This window comes from Pseudofrankia saprophytica, from assembly GCF_000235425.2.
Lineage (GTDB): Bacteria > Actinomycetota > Actinomycetes > Frankiales > Frankiaceae > Pseudofrankia > Pseudofrankia saprophytica.
The window spans coordinates 2,732,627-2,748,231 of the sequence record NZ_KI912266.1; the positions used below are offsets into that span (position 1 = coordinate 2,732,627).

13 protein-coding genes and 1 rRNA gene are annotated in these 15,605 nt (G+C 71.1%); 7 read left to right on the forward strand and 7 right to left on the reverse strand.

Features of this window, described 5'->3' with window-relative positions; genetic code table 11:
* Positions 1 to 233 precede the first annotated feature (233 nt).
* Both FRCN3DRAFT_RS0211325 and FRCN3DRAFT_RS0211330 read left to right on the forward strand, forming a co-directional pair.
* Positions 234 to 1,010 (forward strand): enoyl-CoA hydratase/isomerase family protein, encoded by a 777-nt coding sequence (locus FRCN3DRAFT_RS0211325; protein ID WP_007517926.1) that lies wholly within the window; start codon positions 234 to 236, stop codon positions 1,008 to 1,010.
* Positions 1,011 to 1,134: 124 nt separating this feature from the next.
* A complete protein-coding gene (locus tag FRCN3DRAFT_RS0211330; protein ID WP_007517925.1) occupies positions 1,135 to 2,115 on the forward strand; it encodes a pirin family protein in 981 nt (326 codons plus the stop codon).
* A 151-nt stretch (positions 2,116 to 2,266) separates the two neighbouring features.
* Here FRCN3DRAFT_RS0211330 and FRCN3DRAFT_RS0211335 read toward each other — a convergent pair whose 3' ends face one another.
* Both FRCN3DRAFT_RS0211335 and FRCN3DRAFT_RS0211340 read right to left on the reverse strand, forming a co-directional pair.
* Positions 2,267 to 3,379 carry an endonuclease/exonuclease/phosphatase family protein gene (locus FRCN3DRAFT_RS0211335; RefSeq protein ID WP_007517924.1) on the reverse strand — a complete coding sequence of 371 codons (1,113 nt, stop codon included), beginning with the start codon at positions 3,377 to 3,379 and terminating at the stop codon, positions 2,267 to 2,269.
* A gap of 211 nt (positions 3,380 to 3,590) precedes the next feature.
* Complete coding sequence (locus FRCN3DRAFT_RS0211340) at positions 3,591 to 5,003, reverse strand: NsdA family TPR-like regulatory protein (RefSeq protein ID WP_007517922.1); 1,413 nt, start codon at positions 5,001 to 5,003, stop codon at positions 3,591 to 3,593.
* Positions 5,004 to 5,773: 770 nt separating this feature from the next.
* On the opposite strand from FRCN3DRAFT_RS0211340, the gene FRCN3DRAFT_RS0211345 reads away from it, so the two are divergent.
* From FRCN3DRAFT_RS0211345 to FRCN3DRAFT_RS0211365, 4 genes are all read left to right on the forward strand, one after another.
* On the forward strand, positions 5,774 to 6,559 hold the full coding sequence (locus FRCN3DRAFT_RS0211345; protein ID WP_007517918.1) for an electron transfer flavoprotein subunit beta/FixA family protein: 786 nt from the start codon (positions 5,774 to 5,776) through the stop codon (positions 6,557 to 6,559).
* Positions 6,560 to 6,572: 13 nt separating this feature from the next.
* Complete coding sequence (locus tag FRCN3DRAFT_RS0211350; RefSeq protein WP_007517917.1) at positions 6,573 to 7,532, forward strand: electron transfer flavoprotein subunit alpha/FixB family protein; 960 nt, start codon at positions 6,573 to 6,575, stop codon at positions 7,530 to 7,532.
* 234 nt (positions 7,533 to 7,766) lie between these two features.
* On the forward strand, positions 7,767 to 7,967 hold the full coding sequence (locus tag FRCN3DRAFT_RS43975; RefSeq protein ID WP_007517915.1) for a hypothetical protein: 201 nt from the start codon (positions 7,767 to 7,769) through the stop codon (positions 7,965 to 7,967).
* Positions 7,968 to 8,345: 378 nt separating this feature from the next.
* Positions 8,346 to 9,587, forward strand: coding sequence for an ROK family protein (locus FRCN3DRAFT_RS0211365; RefSeq protein ID WP_007517914.1), 1,242 nt, complete (start codon positions 8,346 to 8,348; stop codon positions 9,585 to 9,587).
* Between the two features lie 174 nt (positions 9,588 to 9,761).
* On the opposite strand, the gene FRCN3DRAFT_RS0211370 is transcribed toward FRCN3DRAFT_RS0211365, so the two are convergent.
* The 5 genes from FRCN3DRAFT_RS0211370 to mftE form a co-directional block, all read right to left on the reverse strand.
* A complete protein-coding gene (locus FRCN3DRAFT_RS0211370) occupies positions 9,762 to 9,968 on the reverse strand; it encodes an RNA-binding S4 domain-containing protein (protein WP_027140473.1) in 207 nt (68 codons plus the stop codon).
* Positions 9,969 to 10,019: 51 nt separating this feature from the next.
* Positions 10,020 to 10,340, reverse strand: a complete 321-nt coding sequence (locus FRCN3DRAFT_RS43980) for a hypothetical protein (protein ID WP_007517911.1) — start codon at positions 10,338 to 10,340, stop codon at positions 10,020 to 10,022.
* Positions 10,341 to 10,356: 16 nt separating this feature from the next.
* Positions 10,357 to 11,199, reverse strand: a complete 843-nt coding sequence (locus FRCN3DRAFT_RS0211380) for a mycofactocin-coupled SDR family oxidoreductase (protein ID WP_007517909.1) — start codon at positions 11,197 to 11,199, stop codon at positions 10,357 to 10,359.
* An 86-nt stretch (positions 11,200 to 11,285) separates the two neighbouring features.
* Positions 11,286 to 12,134: an LLM class flavin-dependent oxidoreductase gene (locus FRCN3DRAFT_RS0211385; RefSeq protein WP_007517907.1), complete on the reverse strand. Its 849-nt coding sequence runs from the start codon at positions 12,132 to 12,134 to the stop codon at positions 11,286 to 11,288.
* Between the two features lie 38 nt (positions 12,135 to 12,172).
* Positions 12,173 to 12,973, reverse strand: coding sequence for a mycofactocin biosynthesis peptidyl-dipeptidase MftE (mftE, locus tag FRCN3DRAFT_RS43985; RefSeq protein WP_007517905.1), 801 nt, complete (start codon positions 12,971 to 12,973; stop codon positions 12,173 to 12,175).
* Between the two features lie 998 nt (positions 12,974 to 13,971).
* On the opposite strand from mftE, the gene FRCN3DRAFT_RS0211395 reads away from it, so the two are divergent.
* A 16S ribosomal RNA gene (locus FRCN3DRAFT_RS0211395) occupies positions 13,972 to 15,478 on the forward strand.
* Positions 15,479 to 15,605 lie beyond the last annotated feature (127 nt).

Genomic DNA, 15,605 nt, shown 5'->3' on the forward strand with positions numbered 1-15,605 from the left:
ACGGGCGGCGGCACGTCGGCCGATCATGCTGACGTTCCCGCAGCCGGCGCGCCGGCACCCGCCTCGGGCGGTCCCGTGAGATGCGTCACCATCGTCGGGCCGGCGCGGGCCGCCGCGCGGTGCGATGGTCGTCGGCACAGGAGGCGCCGCGGCCGGGCCCGCGAGGCCGGGGCGACGGCCGGGGCGCGTGGTGGGCGCCTGGCCCAGGGATGGCGGGACAAGGAGGTCGACCGGTGGCGGTCGTACGACTAGAGGTTGCGGACGGGATAGGGACCATCCGGCTGGACCGGCCGAAGGTGAACGCCCTCAACGCCGAGCTCACGGCCGAGCTGCGGGAGGTGGCGCTGGAGGCATCCCGGCGCGCCGACGTCCGCGCCGTCGTGATCTACGGCGGCGAGCGGGTGTTCGCGGCCGGTGCCGACATCAAGGAGATGGCGGCCCAGGACCGCGCCGCCATGGCGAGCTGGGCGACCGAGCTCACCGAGACGTTCGAGCTCGTCGCCCGGATTCCCAAGCCGGTGTTCGCCGCCGTGACCGGCTACGCGCTCGGCGGTGGTCTCGAGCTGGCGTTGTGCGCCGACTTCCGGATCCTCGCGGACAACGCGAAGGTCGGCCAGCCGGAGATCCTGCTCGGCGTGATCCCGGGCGCCGGCGGCACCCAGCGGCTGCCGCGGCTGGTCGGGCCGGCCAGGGCCAAGGAGCTGGTCTTCTCCGGTCGCCAGATCGGGGCCGAGGAGGCGCTGGCGATCGGGCTCGCCGACGCCGTCGTCCCGGCGGCCGAGGTCTACGCGGAGGCGGTGCGGCGGGCCAAGCAGTACGCCGACGGCCCAGCGCTCGCGCTGGCGGCCGCCAAGCGCGCGATCGACGACGGCCTGGAGACGGGGTTGTCGGAGGCGCTACGGCTGGAGACCGGCCTTTTCGTCGGCCTCTTCGGCACCGAGGACCAGAAGAACGGCATGGAGTCGTTCCAGCAGAACGGTCCGGGCAAGGCCAAGTTCACCGGCCGATAGACCGTCGCCGCCAGCGGCGCCGAGCGTCCGGGAACCGCCAACCCGGGAACTTTCGGCGACCCTCGCCATGTTGTTGCGTAAGAAACTATCTTGGCTACGCGAATCATGGAGGGGGCTGCTGGCGATGAGCGGACCAGTGACCGGCGCGGACGTCGTCCCCGTCGCACGGATGCCGGAAGCCCGGGCCGACGGGCAGGTCGTGGAGATCACCGAGAGCAGGTCGCAGACGGTCGGGGCGGTCCCGGTGCGCCGGGCACTGCCGGTCCGCGCCAGGCGCACCGTCGGCGCCTGGTGCTTCGCCGACCACCTGGGGCCGCTCGCGGTGGCGCCGGACGCGGCCGCCGGCGCGCGCGGCATCGACATCGGCCCGCATCCGCACACCGGCCTGCACACCGTCACCTGGCTGCTCGCGGGCGAGGTGCGCCATCTCGACAGCCTGGGCTCCGAGCAGGTCGTCCGGCCCGGCCAGCTGAACCTGATGACCGCGGGCCACGGCGTCGTCCACGCGGAGGAAGGCACCGACTACCGCGGCGCGCTGCACGGCGTCCAGCTCTGGGTGGCGCAGCCGGAGGCCACCCGCCACGGCCCCGCCGCCTTCGAGCACCACGCCGAGCTGCCGCGCGTCGAGATCGGCGACGCCGTCGCGACGGTGCTGGTCGGGGAGCTCGCCGGGACGGCCTCGCCGGCTCGCCGCGACACCGAGCTGGTGGGCGCGGACCTGGCGTTGCGGCCCGGCCGGGTGGTCCTGCCGCTGCGGCCCGACTTCGAGTACGCGCTGGTGGTCACCGAGGGCGCGGCGCGGGTCGGGAACGGCTCGGCCCCCGCCGCCGGCGCCCAGCCGGTGGCCCGGCCCGGCCAGCTCGCCTACCTCGGCGCGGGCCGCGACGAGCTGGCGCTCGACGCCACCGAACCGACCAGGGTGCTGCTGCTCGGCGGCGTGCCGTTCGAGGAGCCGATCGTCATGTGGTGGAACTTCGTCGGCCGCTCGCGCGCCGAGCTGACCGCGGCGTCCGAGCAGTGGGCGGACCGCGACGGCGCCGGCCGCTTCGGCCCGGTGGCCTCCCGTCTCGGCCGCGTCCCGGCGCCGCCCCCGCCCTGGCGCTGACCGCGCGACGCTCCGGGCTTCCGGTGCGCCGGTCTTCCGCGTTCGCCCTCCGTGGGGTCCCCCGGGGTCCCTGCCGGATCGGTGGAGCTTGCGGAGCCGATCTGGGAGGTCCGGATTGGCTGCCTAGCGATCTGAGGATGGGCCGTGCGGACTAGCCCTGGCCCGGGACGTAGCCAATCGGTGGGGCAGGCCGCAGCGCCAGGTCGGCGATGACCGGGAGATGGTCGCTGCCGTCGTGGCCGCCCCGCTGGTAGCCGGTGACCGCGAACGCCGGCGAGGCGAGCACATGGTCGATGCGCAGCACCGGCGGCAGGAGGGTGGTCGCGGGCCAGGTCGGGCTCCAGCTCGTGCCGGCGGCGTCGTGCGCGTCCCGGACGCCGGAGCTCAGCAGCCGCCGGAACGGGCGATGGTCGCGGGTCGCGTTGAAGTCGCCGGCCAGCACGACCGGAAGCCGGGAGCCGCGCACCTCGGTGGCCAGCTGGTCGAGCTGGGCGCGCCACTGCTGGGTGTCCCCGGCGCTCGTCGGGGCGATCGTGTGGACCGGATAGATCACGAAGCGCCGGCCGCCGCCGAGGGTGACGGTCATCCGGGGGAGCGGCTTACCGCCGACCGTGGGCGCGGCCCAGTCGGACAGCGGGTAACGGGAGTAGACGGCATAGCCGAACGCGCCCTCGGCCGACTTGTCCAGCTGATAGCGATAGTTGGCGAGCGCCCCCGACTTCCGCACCTCGCCGAGGGTGAGTCGTGAGGCCTCCACGAGCACGACGATGTCGGGGTGCGTCGCCTCGATCTGAGTGCCCAGCCGCCCGGCGGACGTGTTGTGGTAGAGCAGGTTCGCCGAGAGCACCCGGACCTGCTGGGCGCCGTCTGGCGCCTTCTCCGCCGCACCGGGCCAGAGCTCCGGAACCGTCCAGAACAGGTGCAGCCCGATCAGCGGCACCGTCGCCAGCATCAGCGCGTTGCGCCTCAGCCCGAAACCGACGATCAGCGCGGCGTAGACCGGCAGGTACAGCAGTGGCGTCAGCGCGTTCAACGCCGAGTACGGCCAGCTCAGCGCGTCGTCGAGGTACACCAGCCGGCCCAGCGCCAGCACGCTCAGCACGCCCACGACCAGCCAGGCCGCCGCCGCGAGCAGCGTGCGCCCGAGGTCGGCCGGGTACCACCCCGGCTTCGCGGTCTCGATGTCCGACCGGGTCGTGGCTGGTTTCGCGCCGGTGCCGACGCCGGTCGGGCCCCCGATGGCGCCTTCCCCCGTGTTGCTCACCCCATCAGGGTGCCGGTTACGCACGCCCGCCCCATACCCGGCCTACCCGAGCGTGATCCACGTGAGACGACCATCACAGCCCGCCGTCGCCTGTCGCTCGTCGCCGTCGCCTGTCGTCCGTCGCTCGCGGGTCGTCGTCCGTGTTCGGGCGAGACGGCCACAGGTGGCGCCGGAAGCGGGCGTGGGGACGAGCCGCTCGGAAGGGCGACGGCTACCGGGCGGTGTCGGGGCCGCCGACGGGCGGAAAACGCCGCAGGACGGTGGCGGCGCTGGTGCGCCATTCCTGCACGGTCACCGAGCCGCTGTAGGGGTCGAACGCGGTGTCGAGCTCGCGCAGCTTGTCCGTGACCCGGACCGAGGACACCGGCCCGGCGTAGTCGACGGCGCGCTGGCCGGCGTCGAGGGCGGCCTCCAGGTCGGGTGAGCGCCCGCGCAGGTAGGCGATGGCGAGGTCGGCCTCCGCGTAGCTGCGGGTCCTGGCTCGGGAGCTGACCTGCAGGCCGCGCGCCTCGACCAGGTGCTCGGTGGCCTGCTCCGGCCGGTCCAGCAGCAGGTAGCAGTGGCCCACGCACTCGGCGACGTCACCCGCGTTGTAGTGGGACGCCCACGCCGGCTCGTCGCCGGGCGAGCCGCGCTCGATCGCGCGCTCCATGGCGGTGAGCGCCTCCACGCAGCCGGACTCGTCCTTTGCCCGGGCCAACGCCCAGGCGTGTTTGTCGTGGAGCATCGCCTCGACTGTGGGCGCGGCCAGGCGATGTGCCCGGTCCACCGCGGCGCGCGCCATCGACAGGCTTTGCCGGTTGTATCCCAGCCGGGCGGCCTGGTCGCTCATGGCGGCGAGCACCCGGCCGGCGAGCTGGACGTCGTCGGCGTGCTCGGCGAGGCTGAGCGCCTGGATGTAGTAGCGCTGCGCGAGTGCCTGCCGGTCGCTGTCCTGCGCGAGCCAGCCGCCGAACTGGGTGAGCTCCGCGAGCGCGCTGCACAGCTCGGTGTCGGGTTCGTCGCTCATCGCCGCCCGGGTGCGGTCATGCAGAAAGGTGATCACCTGGTTGCGGATCTCCCCGCTGCCGAACCGCGCGTCCAGCCGGCGGAAGGTCTCCGTCATGTCCCTGATCATGGCGGCGTTGCTGCCGCCCGCGGCCTCGGTGCTGGCGCGCAGCGCCCGCCGGACGACGCCGGTGATGCTCGACAGCACCGGTTCGGCGAACGCGCTGGCGACGAAGGCCGTCGAGTCTCCGAGCAGCTCGCGACGTCGCATGTCCCGCCCCGTGAGTCCAGCCAGAGTCCTGACGGTCTGGACAGGCGTGTCGGCGACGTGCAGTCCCAGGTCCTCGCGCCCGTAGTGCTCCCCGCGCCAGCCCAGGTCCACGGGCAGGACCGGGTAGCCGACGAGCGCCGACACCTCGGCGGCGGCGAGCTCGGCCACCATCGGGTCGCGGGGCCGCATCCCACGCCGCCAGTGCCCCACGGTCGTGCGCGCCAGCCCGAGCTCGATCCGCCGGTGGTGGCGGGCCCGGCTGTTCACCTGCCTGGCGAACCGGGTGTCGGAGACACCGGACTCGCGCAGCAGGCGGTCGAACACGTTGGGTGAGGTGGGGTCGCTGGCGGGCGTGGAGCTGGACATCGAACCCCCGGGCTCAAATCCTGTTACTTAACGTGGGAGAGTCGTCGCCTGACGCGTATCCAGGGCCAGAAAGTAGCCGACTCGTGACTTCTCACCGAGAGAGTGTGCAGAGTCACGGGCGAATGCACGGTCTCGGGGGGCGGCGTGTCGGGTCTGCCGCTCGGATCCGTGACGATGGGTACCCTCTGTCGGCCCCACAAACGGTCACGGACAGGGGAAAATGACCCCAACTAGCGGTTGGCGGGGTCGTGACGAGTTCGCGCCCTCCCGGGCGAGTCCGTGCGCGGCAAGTGGCACCGACGGGTGATGGACAAACACCGGCCGGCTGGCCGCCGCGGATGAACGGCCGCGAGCCACCCGTCACCGGGTGATGGGCGGTCGCTGGACGGACTGGTTGCCCTGATGCCTCCCCGGGCGGGAAGGCATCAGGTAGAAAGGCCTTAGGAAAAGGCATCAGGTGGACGGCGTCAGCTGGACGCCCTTGGAGCGCCTACCGGCGCGCCCCGCCGGCAGCGGCGATCGACAGTGCGTGAGCGGGTGGACGGACGGGACGAGAACGGCGGCGTGGCCGCCCGCCTCGGCGATCTTGGGTCGGAAGCCGGCCGGGACCACCGGGTTACTCAGTCGCGGGTGACTGCCGGACCGACGGGGAATTGTGACGCAATGCGTCCGGCATCACGCCGCCGATCATCGGGCATGTCGCGGCGACCGATGCCACCATGTCAAGAGCACTGGACACCTGATTATGTTGGCTACGGAGGCCCCTAGGCGTGAACATCGTCGTTACCGTCAAGCAGGTTCCTGATACCTGGGCGGAGAAGAAGCTCGACGCCGCGGACAAGACGGTCGACCGCGTCAGCGTCGACAACGTCATGAACGAGATGGACGAGTACGGAGTCGAAGAGGCCCTCAAGATCAAGGAAGCGCACGGCGGTGAGGTCACCGTCGTCACGATGGGCCCGGCGAAGGCCGTCGAGACGATCCGCAAGGCGCTGTCCATGGGTGCCGACAAGGCGGTGCACCTGACCGACGACGCGCTGCACGGCTCGGACGCGCTGCAGACGTCCGCCGCGCTGGCGAAGGTCATCGCGACGCTGTCCCCGGATCTCGTCATCACGGCGACCGAGGCCTCCGACGCGCGTGGCGGTGTGATGGGCGCGCTGCTGGCCGAGCGGCTGGGGCTTCCCCAGCTCACCCAGGCCCGCAAGGTGACCGTCGACCCGGGCGCGGGCACCGTGTCGATCGAGCGTCTGGCCGACAACGGCTACGCGCTGGTCGAGGCGAGCCTGCCGGCCGTCGTCGGCGTCGTCGAGAAGATCAACCAGCCGCGGTACCCCTCGTTCAAGGGCATCATGGCCGCGAAGAAGAAGCCGCTGACCACGCTGTCCGCCGGCGACGCGGGCCTCGACGCCGGTGCGGTGGGCCTCGCCGCCGCGAGCTCGACGGTCGTCGACTCCCAGCCGGCGCCGCCGCGGCAGAGCGGCACCATCGTCAAGGACGAGGGTGACGGCGGCACGAAGATCGCCGACTTCCTCGCGGCGCAGAAGCTCATCTGAGGGGTAACGATCTATGGCTGAGGTACTCGTTCTCGTCGAGCACGCCGACGGTGAGCCCAAGAAGGTCACCGGCGAGCTGCTGACGCTCGCCCGTTCGCTCGGCGAGCCGTCGGCGGTGTTCACCGGCGCCCCCGGCACCTACGCGAAGGCCAAGCCCTACCTGGCCGAGTACGGCGCCGCGAAGGTCTACGTGGTCGAGTCCGACGACGTCGCCGGTTACGTCGGCGCGCCGGTCGCCGAGGTGCTCGCCAAGCTGGTCGGCGACACGTCGCCGACGGCGGTGCTGGTCGCCGCGACGTCCGACTCGCGGGAGATCGCCGCGCGGACCGCCGCGAAGACCGAATCGGGTCTGATCTGGGACGCCACCGCGGTGAGCGAGGAACTGGTCGCCACGCAGGGCATCTTCGGTGGGTCGACGATCGTCAACTCCAAGGTCACCAAGGGCACACCGGTGATCGTGGTCCGCCCGAACTCGACGGCGCCGGTCGCCGCGCCGGCCTCGCCGGCCGAGGTTCCCGTCGACATCACGATCTCCGACGTCGCCAAGGGCGCGAAGATCGTCGACCGGGTCGCGGAGGCCAAGTCGGGCCGGCCGGACCTCACCGAGGCGCAGGTCGTCGTCTCCGGTGGCCGTGGCCTGGGCGCCGCCGAGCACTTCGCGCTGGTGGAGAAGCTCGCCGACACCCTCGGCGCCGCGGTCGGCGCCTCCCGCGCCGCGACCGACGCCGGCTGGTACCCGCACCAGAACCAGGTCGGCCAGACCGGCAAGACCGTCTCGCCGCAGCTCTACATCGCGGTCGGCATCTCCGGCGCCATCCAGCACCGGGCGGGCATGCAGACCTCGAAGACCATCGTCGCCATCAACAAGGACCCCGAGGCGCCGATCTTCGAGTTCGCCGACTACGGCCTGGTTGGCGACCTGTTCAACGTCGTCCCGCAGCTGACCGATGAGGTCGAAAAGCGCAAGGGCTGAGACGACGCGATAGCTCGCGTCCGGGTAGTACGGACACACGCAAAGACGGCCGGGTCGCCGCCCAAACGGGGCGGAACCCGGCCGTCTCGGCGTTTGGCGGCGCGCCGGTGGTCAATTCGGAATCGGTGGTCTCTGCTCCGGCCTGCGGCGATGATGACTGCACCGGTCGCCACCGGGAGTGACACCGGCGATGCCGAGGTCGCCGGTGGCGCACATCCTCAGCGGAGGTGGGCCGTGCGGACCTTCGACCTCGACGCCTTCGATGCCTACGACCCGCACGACCGTCCCGGCGAGCAGATCCTCCCTTGGGAGATGTGGGAACGCGACCGCCCCTGGCGTGCGGATACCCCCGACCCCGCGCGCGGGATGGAAGCGGCACCAGAAGGGGCACCGGCCGCGCCGGACGGCTTCTCGGACGACCGCCCGCAGGGGTAACCGGGACCGGCCCGCATACGTCCGCGTCCTCACGCCCAGGGCCGCGGCGCCCGGAGAATCCGGTCGACAATGACCTGCTCGGACCCGGCCCGATTGAGTACCTTGGTCGGCGTCGCGCATAGTACTGCGCGCGAGTCCGCGTCGGCGCATTCGCTCGGCTGCCGGTGGTAACGGCAGGAGCCAGTCGGGCGCGGGCGCAGAACAAGACGAGCCCATCTTTGCCGCGACTTCCGCGTGCCTGGCAAAGAACGACGGGACAGCCGCCGCCGGTGCGCGATGATGATCCGGCAAGGTGGCATGCGGCCCCGTCCGTCAGGGCGGTGCCAGCGGGTCGCGGCTGGCGCCGCTGGCAACCGAGGAAGAGGAAAACTGAGCGCGATGGCGACGGGCGATAGTCGGGATACGCACACGGCGACGAGCTCCACCGGGCCGGTCACCGTGACTGCCGGACCGGTGACCACGACGACGACCACGACGGTCACCGTGACCTCGTCGGCGGGGTTCGGCGGCGCGAGTGGCCGGAACCGGACCGCGCTCGCGCTCGATGTCGGCGGGACGAAGCTCGCCGCGGGCGTCGTCGACGCCGACGGCTCGGTCCTCGGCCGCGCGCGCAGGGCGATGCCGAAGACCCTCGATCCCGAGGTCACGTTCGCGGCCGCCGTTGAATGCCTGCACGCGGCCCTTGGCGACGCTGGTCTGGGTGGACGGTATGACTACGCCGGCCTCGCGGGGGTGGGCGTCGGCTGCGGTGGACCGATGATCTGGCCGGCAGGCGAGGTCTCGCCGCTGAACATCCCGTCGTGGCGGGGTTTCCCGCTGCGCGCCCGGCTGCGTGAGGAGTTCGGCGGCCTGGCGGTGCTCGTCCACAACGACGCGGTGGCGCTCGCCGCGGGCGAGCACTGGATGGGCACCGGCCGGGACACGCGCAACCTGCTCGCCGTGACGGTCTCGACCGGGGTGGGCGGCGGCCTGGTCCTCGACGGGCGGCTCTACCACGGGCGGTCCGGCAATGCTGGGCACGTCGGCCACATCGTCGTCGACCCTGCCGGGCCGGACTGCGTCTGCGGCGGTGTCGGCTGCCTGGAGGCGATCGCGTCGGGTCCGCGCACCGTCGCCTGGGCGCTCGACGAGGGCTGGAAGCCCGTCGAAGTCGGCCCGACCGACGGCGGGCCCGGGCCGGCTGAGGAGCCGCAGACCTCCCAGCAGACCTCCCAGCAGACCTCCCAGCAGACCTCCCAGATCGGCTTCGCCGATCCGGCAGGAACCCCGGGCTTCGCCGATCCGGCAGGAACCCCGCCGGACGGGCGGGCGCTCGCCGCCTCGGCGGCGGCGGGCGACGAGATCGCGCGGGCGGCGCTGGCCCGGTCCGGCAACGCGGTGGGCGTCGCGCTGGCATCCTGCGCGGCCACGTTCGACCTCGACCTCGTCACGGTCGCCGGCGGCTTCTCCCAGTCCGGGCCGATGTTCTGGGACGCGCTGCGGGACGCCTACGACCGGCACACCGGCATGGAGTTCGCCCGCGCGGTCCCGGTCGAACCCAGCTCCGCCCCGAACGACGTCGCGCTGCGCGGCGCAGCCGCGTTCATCCTGGTCCCCGACTGCTACGCCTGGGTCGGCTAGGCCGTGTCTGATGGCCTCCGGCCATGCGAGGCTTCGCCATCGTCGCCGCGGGGGTCCCCGGGAGGTCGGCGTCAGCCGATCTTCCGGGGGAGCGACTTTGGCCTAGCGCCGAGCAGATGGCCTCCGGCCACGCGAGGCTTCGCCATCGTCGCGTGGCCTTTGGCCTAGCGCCGATCAGCCGACGCGCGCGGACTGCTCGCCGACGGCGACGACGTCGCCGCGCGCCAGCTGGCGGCCGCGCCGAGTCTCGATCTCGTCGTTCACGCGGACCAGGCCGTCGACGAGGAGCGACTTGACGTCACCGCCCGACTCGACGAGGTCCGCCAGCTTCAGGAACTGGCCGAGCCGGATCATCTCATCCTTGATCTTGATATCTCGCACCGACCCAGCATGCCGGACGCGCGTCCCGCCCCGGTCACGCGTCCCCACCGCTCAGGAGCGGGTCGGGCCGTAGGTCGACAGGTGGCGGAACGGCCAGGCGTGCTCCGGGCGGCGCAGGAGACCTGCCGGCGGCTCGGGCAGCCGTGCAGGGGCGCCGGCGAACCGCGCGATGACGACGACCCTTTCGTCCGCCGCGTCGTACACGTCGACACGCAGGCAGCCGGGCCCCTCGAGCAGCTCCGGCACTGCCGTGTCGCGTACCCACTCCAGCAGGTCCGCCAGCCGTCCCGGCGCTGCCCGTACCTCCCACATCACCGTGTCGTGGCGATGGGCGGCACCCGTCGGGTCACCCGGCGCACCGTTCCCGCTCATCGTCTGGTGATCCTCATCAGCCGGTGAAGCCGCCGTCGACCGGGATGACGGCGCCGGTGAGGGCGCCGGCGGCGGGTGAGCAGAGGAAGGCGACGGCGGCGGCGACCTCGGTGGGGTCCAGAAGCCGGCGCAGGTAGGCGTGCTGGGCGAAGTCGCCCGGGTCGGCTAGGTCGTAGACCTTCGCGGTCTCGGCGAGCATCGTCGTGTCCATCGAGCCCGGGCAGACGACGTTGGCGGTGACGGCCGTACCCGCGAGATCCGCGGCGAGGCTACGGACCAGGCCGACCACCCCGTGCTTGGACGCCGAGTAGGCGGCGAGCCGGGCAAGTGGCCGGGTGCCGGCTGCCGACGACACCGCGACGAACCGGCCGGCAGGCGCCGAGAGCAACGCGGGCAGCGTGGCCCGGGCGGTGATGAGCACGCCGGTCAGGTTGACGTCCAGGAGCAGCCGCCAGGTCTCGTCGTCGGTCTCCCAGCCGGGCGGCCCGCCGGCGATCACTCCGGCGGCCGCGACGACCGCGTCGAGCCGGCCGAAGCGGTCGAGTGCCGTCCGCGCCGCCGCGTCCATGTCGGCCTGGCTCCGGACGTCGGCGCGGACGGGAATCGCCTCCGCCTGGGCGGCGGCCACTGCCTCGAGCTGCGCGCGGGTGGCGAACGGGTAGCCTCCCCCGCCGGCCGACGCGTCGGCGGCGTCCGCCACGGCGATGTCGGTGAGGACCAGCCGGTAACCGGCGGCGCCGAGCGCGCGGGCCACCGCGGCGCCGAGCCCGCGGGCCGCGCCGGTGACCAACGCCACCGGCGCCTCGGTCGCTGCCGCCACCGCGTCCGCTTCTGTCGGCGTGGCGTGGGATGAGGCCATTGTTGGTCGGTCTTCTCCTCGTTCTCAGCGCGGCGGGACTCGGGGCGGAATTCTCACTCGGCGTGGCGGGACTCGCGGCGGGATTCTCAGCGCGGCGGGCCGGCCTCGATACGGCGCAGGGCGGCGTCGTATCCCCCCGGCTCCGGCCGGAAGCCCTCCAGCCACCAGGTCGCCCCGGCCGCCGCGATCGGCTCCACGGCCGCCCGTGCCGCGGCCGGCTGCTCGGCGGTCCGGCCTGTGATCACCACGTCGAACGGGTCCGCGTTGACGCGCTGTTCCCGCAAGGCGGCGACGATCTCGGCCACCGCGGCCGGGGTCGGGTTCCAGGACCCGTCCCGCGGGTCGATCATCATCGGCGCGACGCCGTCCCATCGGGCCGCTCGCCGCAGTGGGGCCCGCGCCGGCCAGTTGCAGCCGATCCAGACGGGCGGTCGCGGCCGCTGCACCGGGGTGGGCGCGAAGGTGACGTCCGCGGCCGTCACCTGCGACCCATGAAAGTCCACCCGCTCCCCGGACCACAGCCCGGCCAGCACCGTCAGGCTCTCGTCCAGCCGCCGGGCGACCACGGGTGGCTCCACCGGCTGGCCCCAGGTGCCGAACTCCGCCTCGAGGGTGAATCCCAGGCCCGCGCCGAACACGAGCCGACCGCCGGAGAGCCGGTCCAGGGAGGTGGTCTGCCGGGCGAGCGTCCCCGGGTGGCGCCGCGCGGGCGCCGTCACCAGCGGCCCGAACCTGATGCGCTCGGTCGCCAGCGCCACCACCGTCAACAGCACCCAGGCGTCGGCTACGTCGAGCGCGCCGCCGTGCGGGAAGACCACGTGGTCCCAGACGAAGAAACCGTCCCAGCCGGCGGCCTCCGCCCGTCGGGCAAGATCACCGACACGGCGGGGGTCGACGAACTCGCCGATGTTCGGCACGCAGATGCCGCAATGCATTTGTTGCTTCTACCACGGGGTATCTGGCCGGGGCCCGGCTACCGCGACCCGGTGGGATCCGCCTGGCCGACGCCGGGCTGGTCGGCGTATCCAGGCCAGGCTCGGATCGCCGCGACGGCATCGGTCACGAACGCGTCCAGCAGCGCGGCGCCCTCGGCGGCGCTCGCGCCGGCCGGGTCGCCGAGCACGCCGGACGGGCTGAGCGGCAGGACGCCATGGCGGACGAGGTCGGCCACCGCCGGGCTGGGGCCTCGGGCCGCCGCGTCGAGCCGGACCAGCTCGGGCGCGAGGTGCAGCAGCAGCGACGTCTCGATCCGTCCGGCATGCAGGTCCCGAGCCACACCGGGGACGCCGGCGGCGGTCGCCACCGCCGTCCGCGGTGCCCAGGCGAGCACCCGCCGTCCTTCGGCCGCGAGCAACCGGGTCGCGTTGTGGATCGCGGCCGCGTTGCCGCCGTGCCCGTTGACGAGGACGACGCCGGCCGCGGTCTCGTCGGCCGACCGCACCAGCTCGACGAGCGCCAGCTCGAGGGCGGCCGTGCCCAGCGAGAGGGTGCCGGGGAAACCGGCGTGCTCACCGCTCGCGCCGTAGCCGAGGGCAGGGGCGACGAGCAGGCCCCGCAGTCGGACCGCCACCGCGGACGCGATCGCCGTGGCGACCCTGGTGTCGGTGTCCAGCGGCAGGTGCGGGCCGTGCTGCTCGGTGCTGCCGAGGGGCAGGAGCAGGATCGGACGAGGGTCGGCCAGCTCGGTCCAACGCAGCCCGCCCAGCTTTGTCCGGCGCGGGCCGCCCGGCCCATCAGGTCGATGCCTGGGAGGCCATGCCGATGAGGGGCTCATATTCCAAGCAGCATGACTCTCGCGGCCGCTCGCGGTCCCACGTCCCGGCAGGCCCGGTGCGCGGGCCGGGCCTCGGGCCGGGCCCCGGGCCGAGCCCCGGGTCCGGCGCGTGGCCGGCTCCGTCGGCGCCGGCCCGGAAGACCGAGGTTTAGCGAGCTCCAGCCCGGGTAGGCCTAGCAGAGTCGACATCGACATGTGTCCACCGTCACAGTCATGCCCTCGACATCCGAGTCGATCGTGTGTACTGTTAGCCTTCTGCTGCTCCGAACCGGCGCCTCGCGCTGGTGGAGTACGGATCCGCACCGCACCAGGGTGGTGACACCCCCCGCCGGTCGGGCCCTGCTCAGGGAGTAAGGTTCTGAACCAGCCCGGTAACGCGACTCGCCTCAGGCGGGTTACGCGCTCAATGGGCGAACTTCAGTACTTGGAGACACCGGCGTCCCCACCCCGCGTGGAGTGACGGTTTCTCCGCGGGTAGTGGGACGTGGCGGTCGCCGACGCAAGTCGGAGCGATTTGACACCAAGCAACAAGGCTGGTTAGCCTCAAAAGCGGAAAGTTCGGACTAGGTGCCTCGAAGGCATCGTCCGCTTCCGCCGAAGAGGCCCACTGGGCCAGGCGAGAGAACGCAAGTTCCTCACACCGAGGCAATTTGACAGGCTCTCGCCGGAAACGGTACGGTAACAACACCGAACAGCAAGTCAGCCGGAAAAATCGGCGGATGAGCGGTTCAAGCGGAACCCGGTGAAGCCGGTAACCCCGTGAAAGTCGCGAGAGCGATGGAAGCGGGCGTGTCCGCTCCTTGAGAACTCAACAGCGTGCCATAGAAGTCAGTGCCATAAATACCCCGTTCCGCGGGTGGCGCTGCTGGTCTGGTTTGATGCCGGGTTGGTGGTGTTGTCTGTGGGGGTTTGTAAGGTTCCTTTGGCATTTGATGGACGATCTACGGATCTGTGTCCATATTTTGCCGGGGTTTCTCCCATCGAGGGAGTTTAAAGCATCGATGGAGAGTTTGATCCTGGCTCAGGACGAACGCTGGCGGCGTGCTTAACACATGCAAGTCGAGCGGACCTTCGGGTCAGCGGCGAACGGGTGAGTAACACGTGGGCAACCTGCCCCAGGCTCTGGAATAACTCCGGGAAACCGGGGCTAATGCCGGATATTCACACCTTCGGGCATCTGGTGGTGTGGAAAGATTTATTGGCTTGGGATGGGCCCGCGGCCTATCAGCTTGTTGGTGGGGTAATGGCCTACCAAGGCGACGACGGGTAGCCGGCCTGAGAGGGCGATCGGCCACACTGGGACTGAGACACGGCCCAGACTCCTACGGGAGGCAGCAGTGGGGAATATTGCGCAATGGGCGAAAGCCTGACGCAGCGACGCCGCGTGAGGGATGACGGCCTTCGGGTTGTAAACCTCTTTCAGCAGGGACGAAGCGCAAGTGACGGTACCTGCAGAAGAAGCACCGGCCAACTACGTGCCAGCAGCCGCGGTAATACGTAGGGTGCAAGCGTTGTCCGGAATTATTGGGCGTAAAGAGCTCGTAGGCGGCCTGTCGCGTCGGCTGTGAAAACCCGGGGCTCAACCCCGGGCCTGCAGTCGATACGGGCAGGCTAGAGTCCGGTAGGGGAGACTGGAATTCCTGGTGTAGCGGTGAAATGCGCAGATATCAGGAGGAACACCGGTGGCGAAGGCGGGTCTCTGGGCCGGAACTGACGCTAAGGAGCGAAAGCGTGGGGAGCGAACAGGATTAGATACCCTGGTAGTCCACGCCGTAAACGTTGGGCGCTAGGTGTGGGGGACCTTCCACGGCCTCCGTGCCGCAGCTAACGCATTAAGCGCCCCGCCTGGGGAGTACGGCCGCAAGGCTAAAACTCAAAGGAATTGACGGGGGCCCGCACAAGCGGCGGAGCATGTGGCTTAATTCGATGCAACGCGAAGAACCTTACCAGGGCTTGACATGCGGGGAAATCCATCAGAGATGGTGGGTCCTTAGGGGTCCCGTACAGGTGGTGCATGGCTGTCGTCAGCTCGTGTCGTGAGATGTTGGGTTAAGTCCCGCAACGAGCGCAACCCTTGTCCTATGTTGCCAGCGCGTTATGGCGGGGACTCATAGGAGACTGCCGGGGTCAACTCGGAGGAAGGTGGGGATGACGTCAAGTCATCATGCCCCTTACGTCCTGGGCTGCACACATGCTACAATGGCCGGTACAATGGGCTGCGATACCGCGAGGTGGAGCGAATCCCAAAAAGCCGGTCTCAGTTCGGATCGGGGTCTGCAACTCGACCCCGTGAAGTCGGAGTCGCTAGTAATCGCAGATCAGCATTGCTGCGGTGAATACGTTCCCGGGCCTTGTACACACCGCCCGTCACGTCATGAAAGTCGGTAACACCCGAAGCCGGTGGCCTAACCCTTGTGGAGGGAGCCGTCGAAGGTGGGACCGGCGATTAGGACGAAGTCGTAACAAGGTAGCCGTACCGGAAGGTGCGGCTGGATCACCTCCTTTCTAAGGAGCTTCTCACGGAGTTGTCCGTGGGGCCGGTTCCCGGCTGTGCATGCCGGGCTGGTTTGCTCAGTGGCGTGGAATGCTGACTTCAGAGGCTGTTTTTCGGCTGGTTCGGTGGCTAGTACTC

Bases quoted from the DNA above. Each gene is read 5' to 3' on its own strand.
- FRCN3DRAFT_RS0211330 (WP_007517925.1), top strand. From the start codon at position 1,135: ATGAGCGGACCAGTGACCGGCGCGGACGTCGTCCCCGTCGCACGGATG.
- FRCN3DRAFT_RS0211340 (WP_007517922.1), bottom strand. From the start codon at position 5,003: ATGTCCAGCTCCACGCCCGCCAGCGACCCCACCTCACCCAACGTGTTC.
- FRCN3DRAFT_RS0211350 (WP_007517917.1), top strand. From the start codon at position 6,573: ATGGCTGAGGTACTCGTTCTCGTCGAGCACGCCGACGGTGAGCCCAAG.
- FRCN3DRAFT_RS0211365 (WP_007517914.1), top strand. From the start codon at position 8,346: ATGGCGACGGGCGATAGTCGGGATACGCACACGGCGACGAGCTCCACC.
- FRCN3DRAFT_RS43980 (WP_007517911.1), bottom strand. From the start codon at position 10,340: ATGAGCGGGAACGGTGCGCCGGGTGACCCGACGGGTGCCGCCCATCGC.
- FRCN3DRAFT_RS0211380 (WP_007517909.1), bottom strand. From the start codon at position 11,199: ATGGCCTCATCCCACGCCACGCCGACAGAAGCGGACGCGGTGGCGGCA.
- FRCN3DRAFT_RS0211385 (WP_007517907.1), bottom strand. From the start codon at position 12,134: ATGCATTGCGGCATCTGCGTGCCGAACATCGGCGAGTTCGTCGACCCC.
- mftE (WP_007517905.1), bottom strand. From the start codon at position 12,973: ATGAGCCCCTCATCGGCATGGCCTCCCAGGCATCGACCTGATGGGCCG.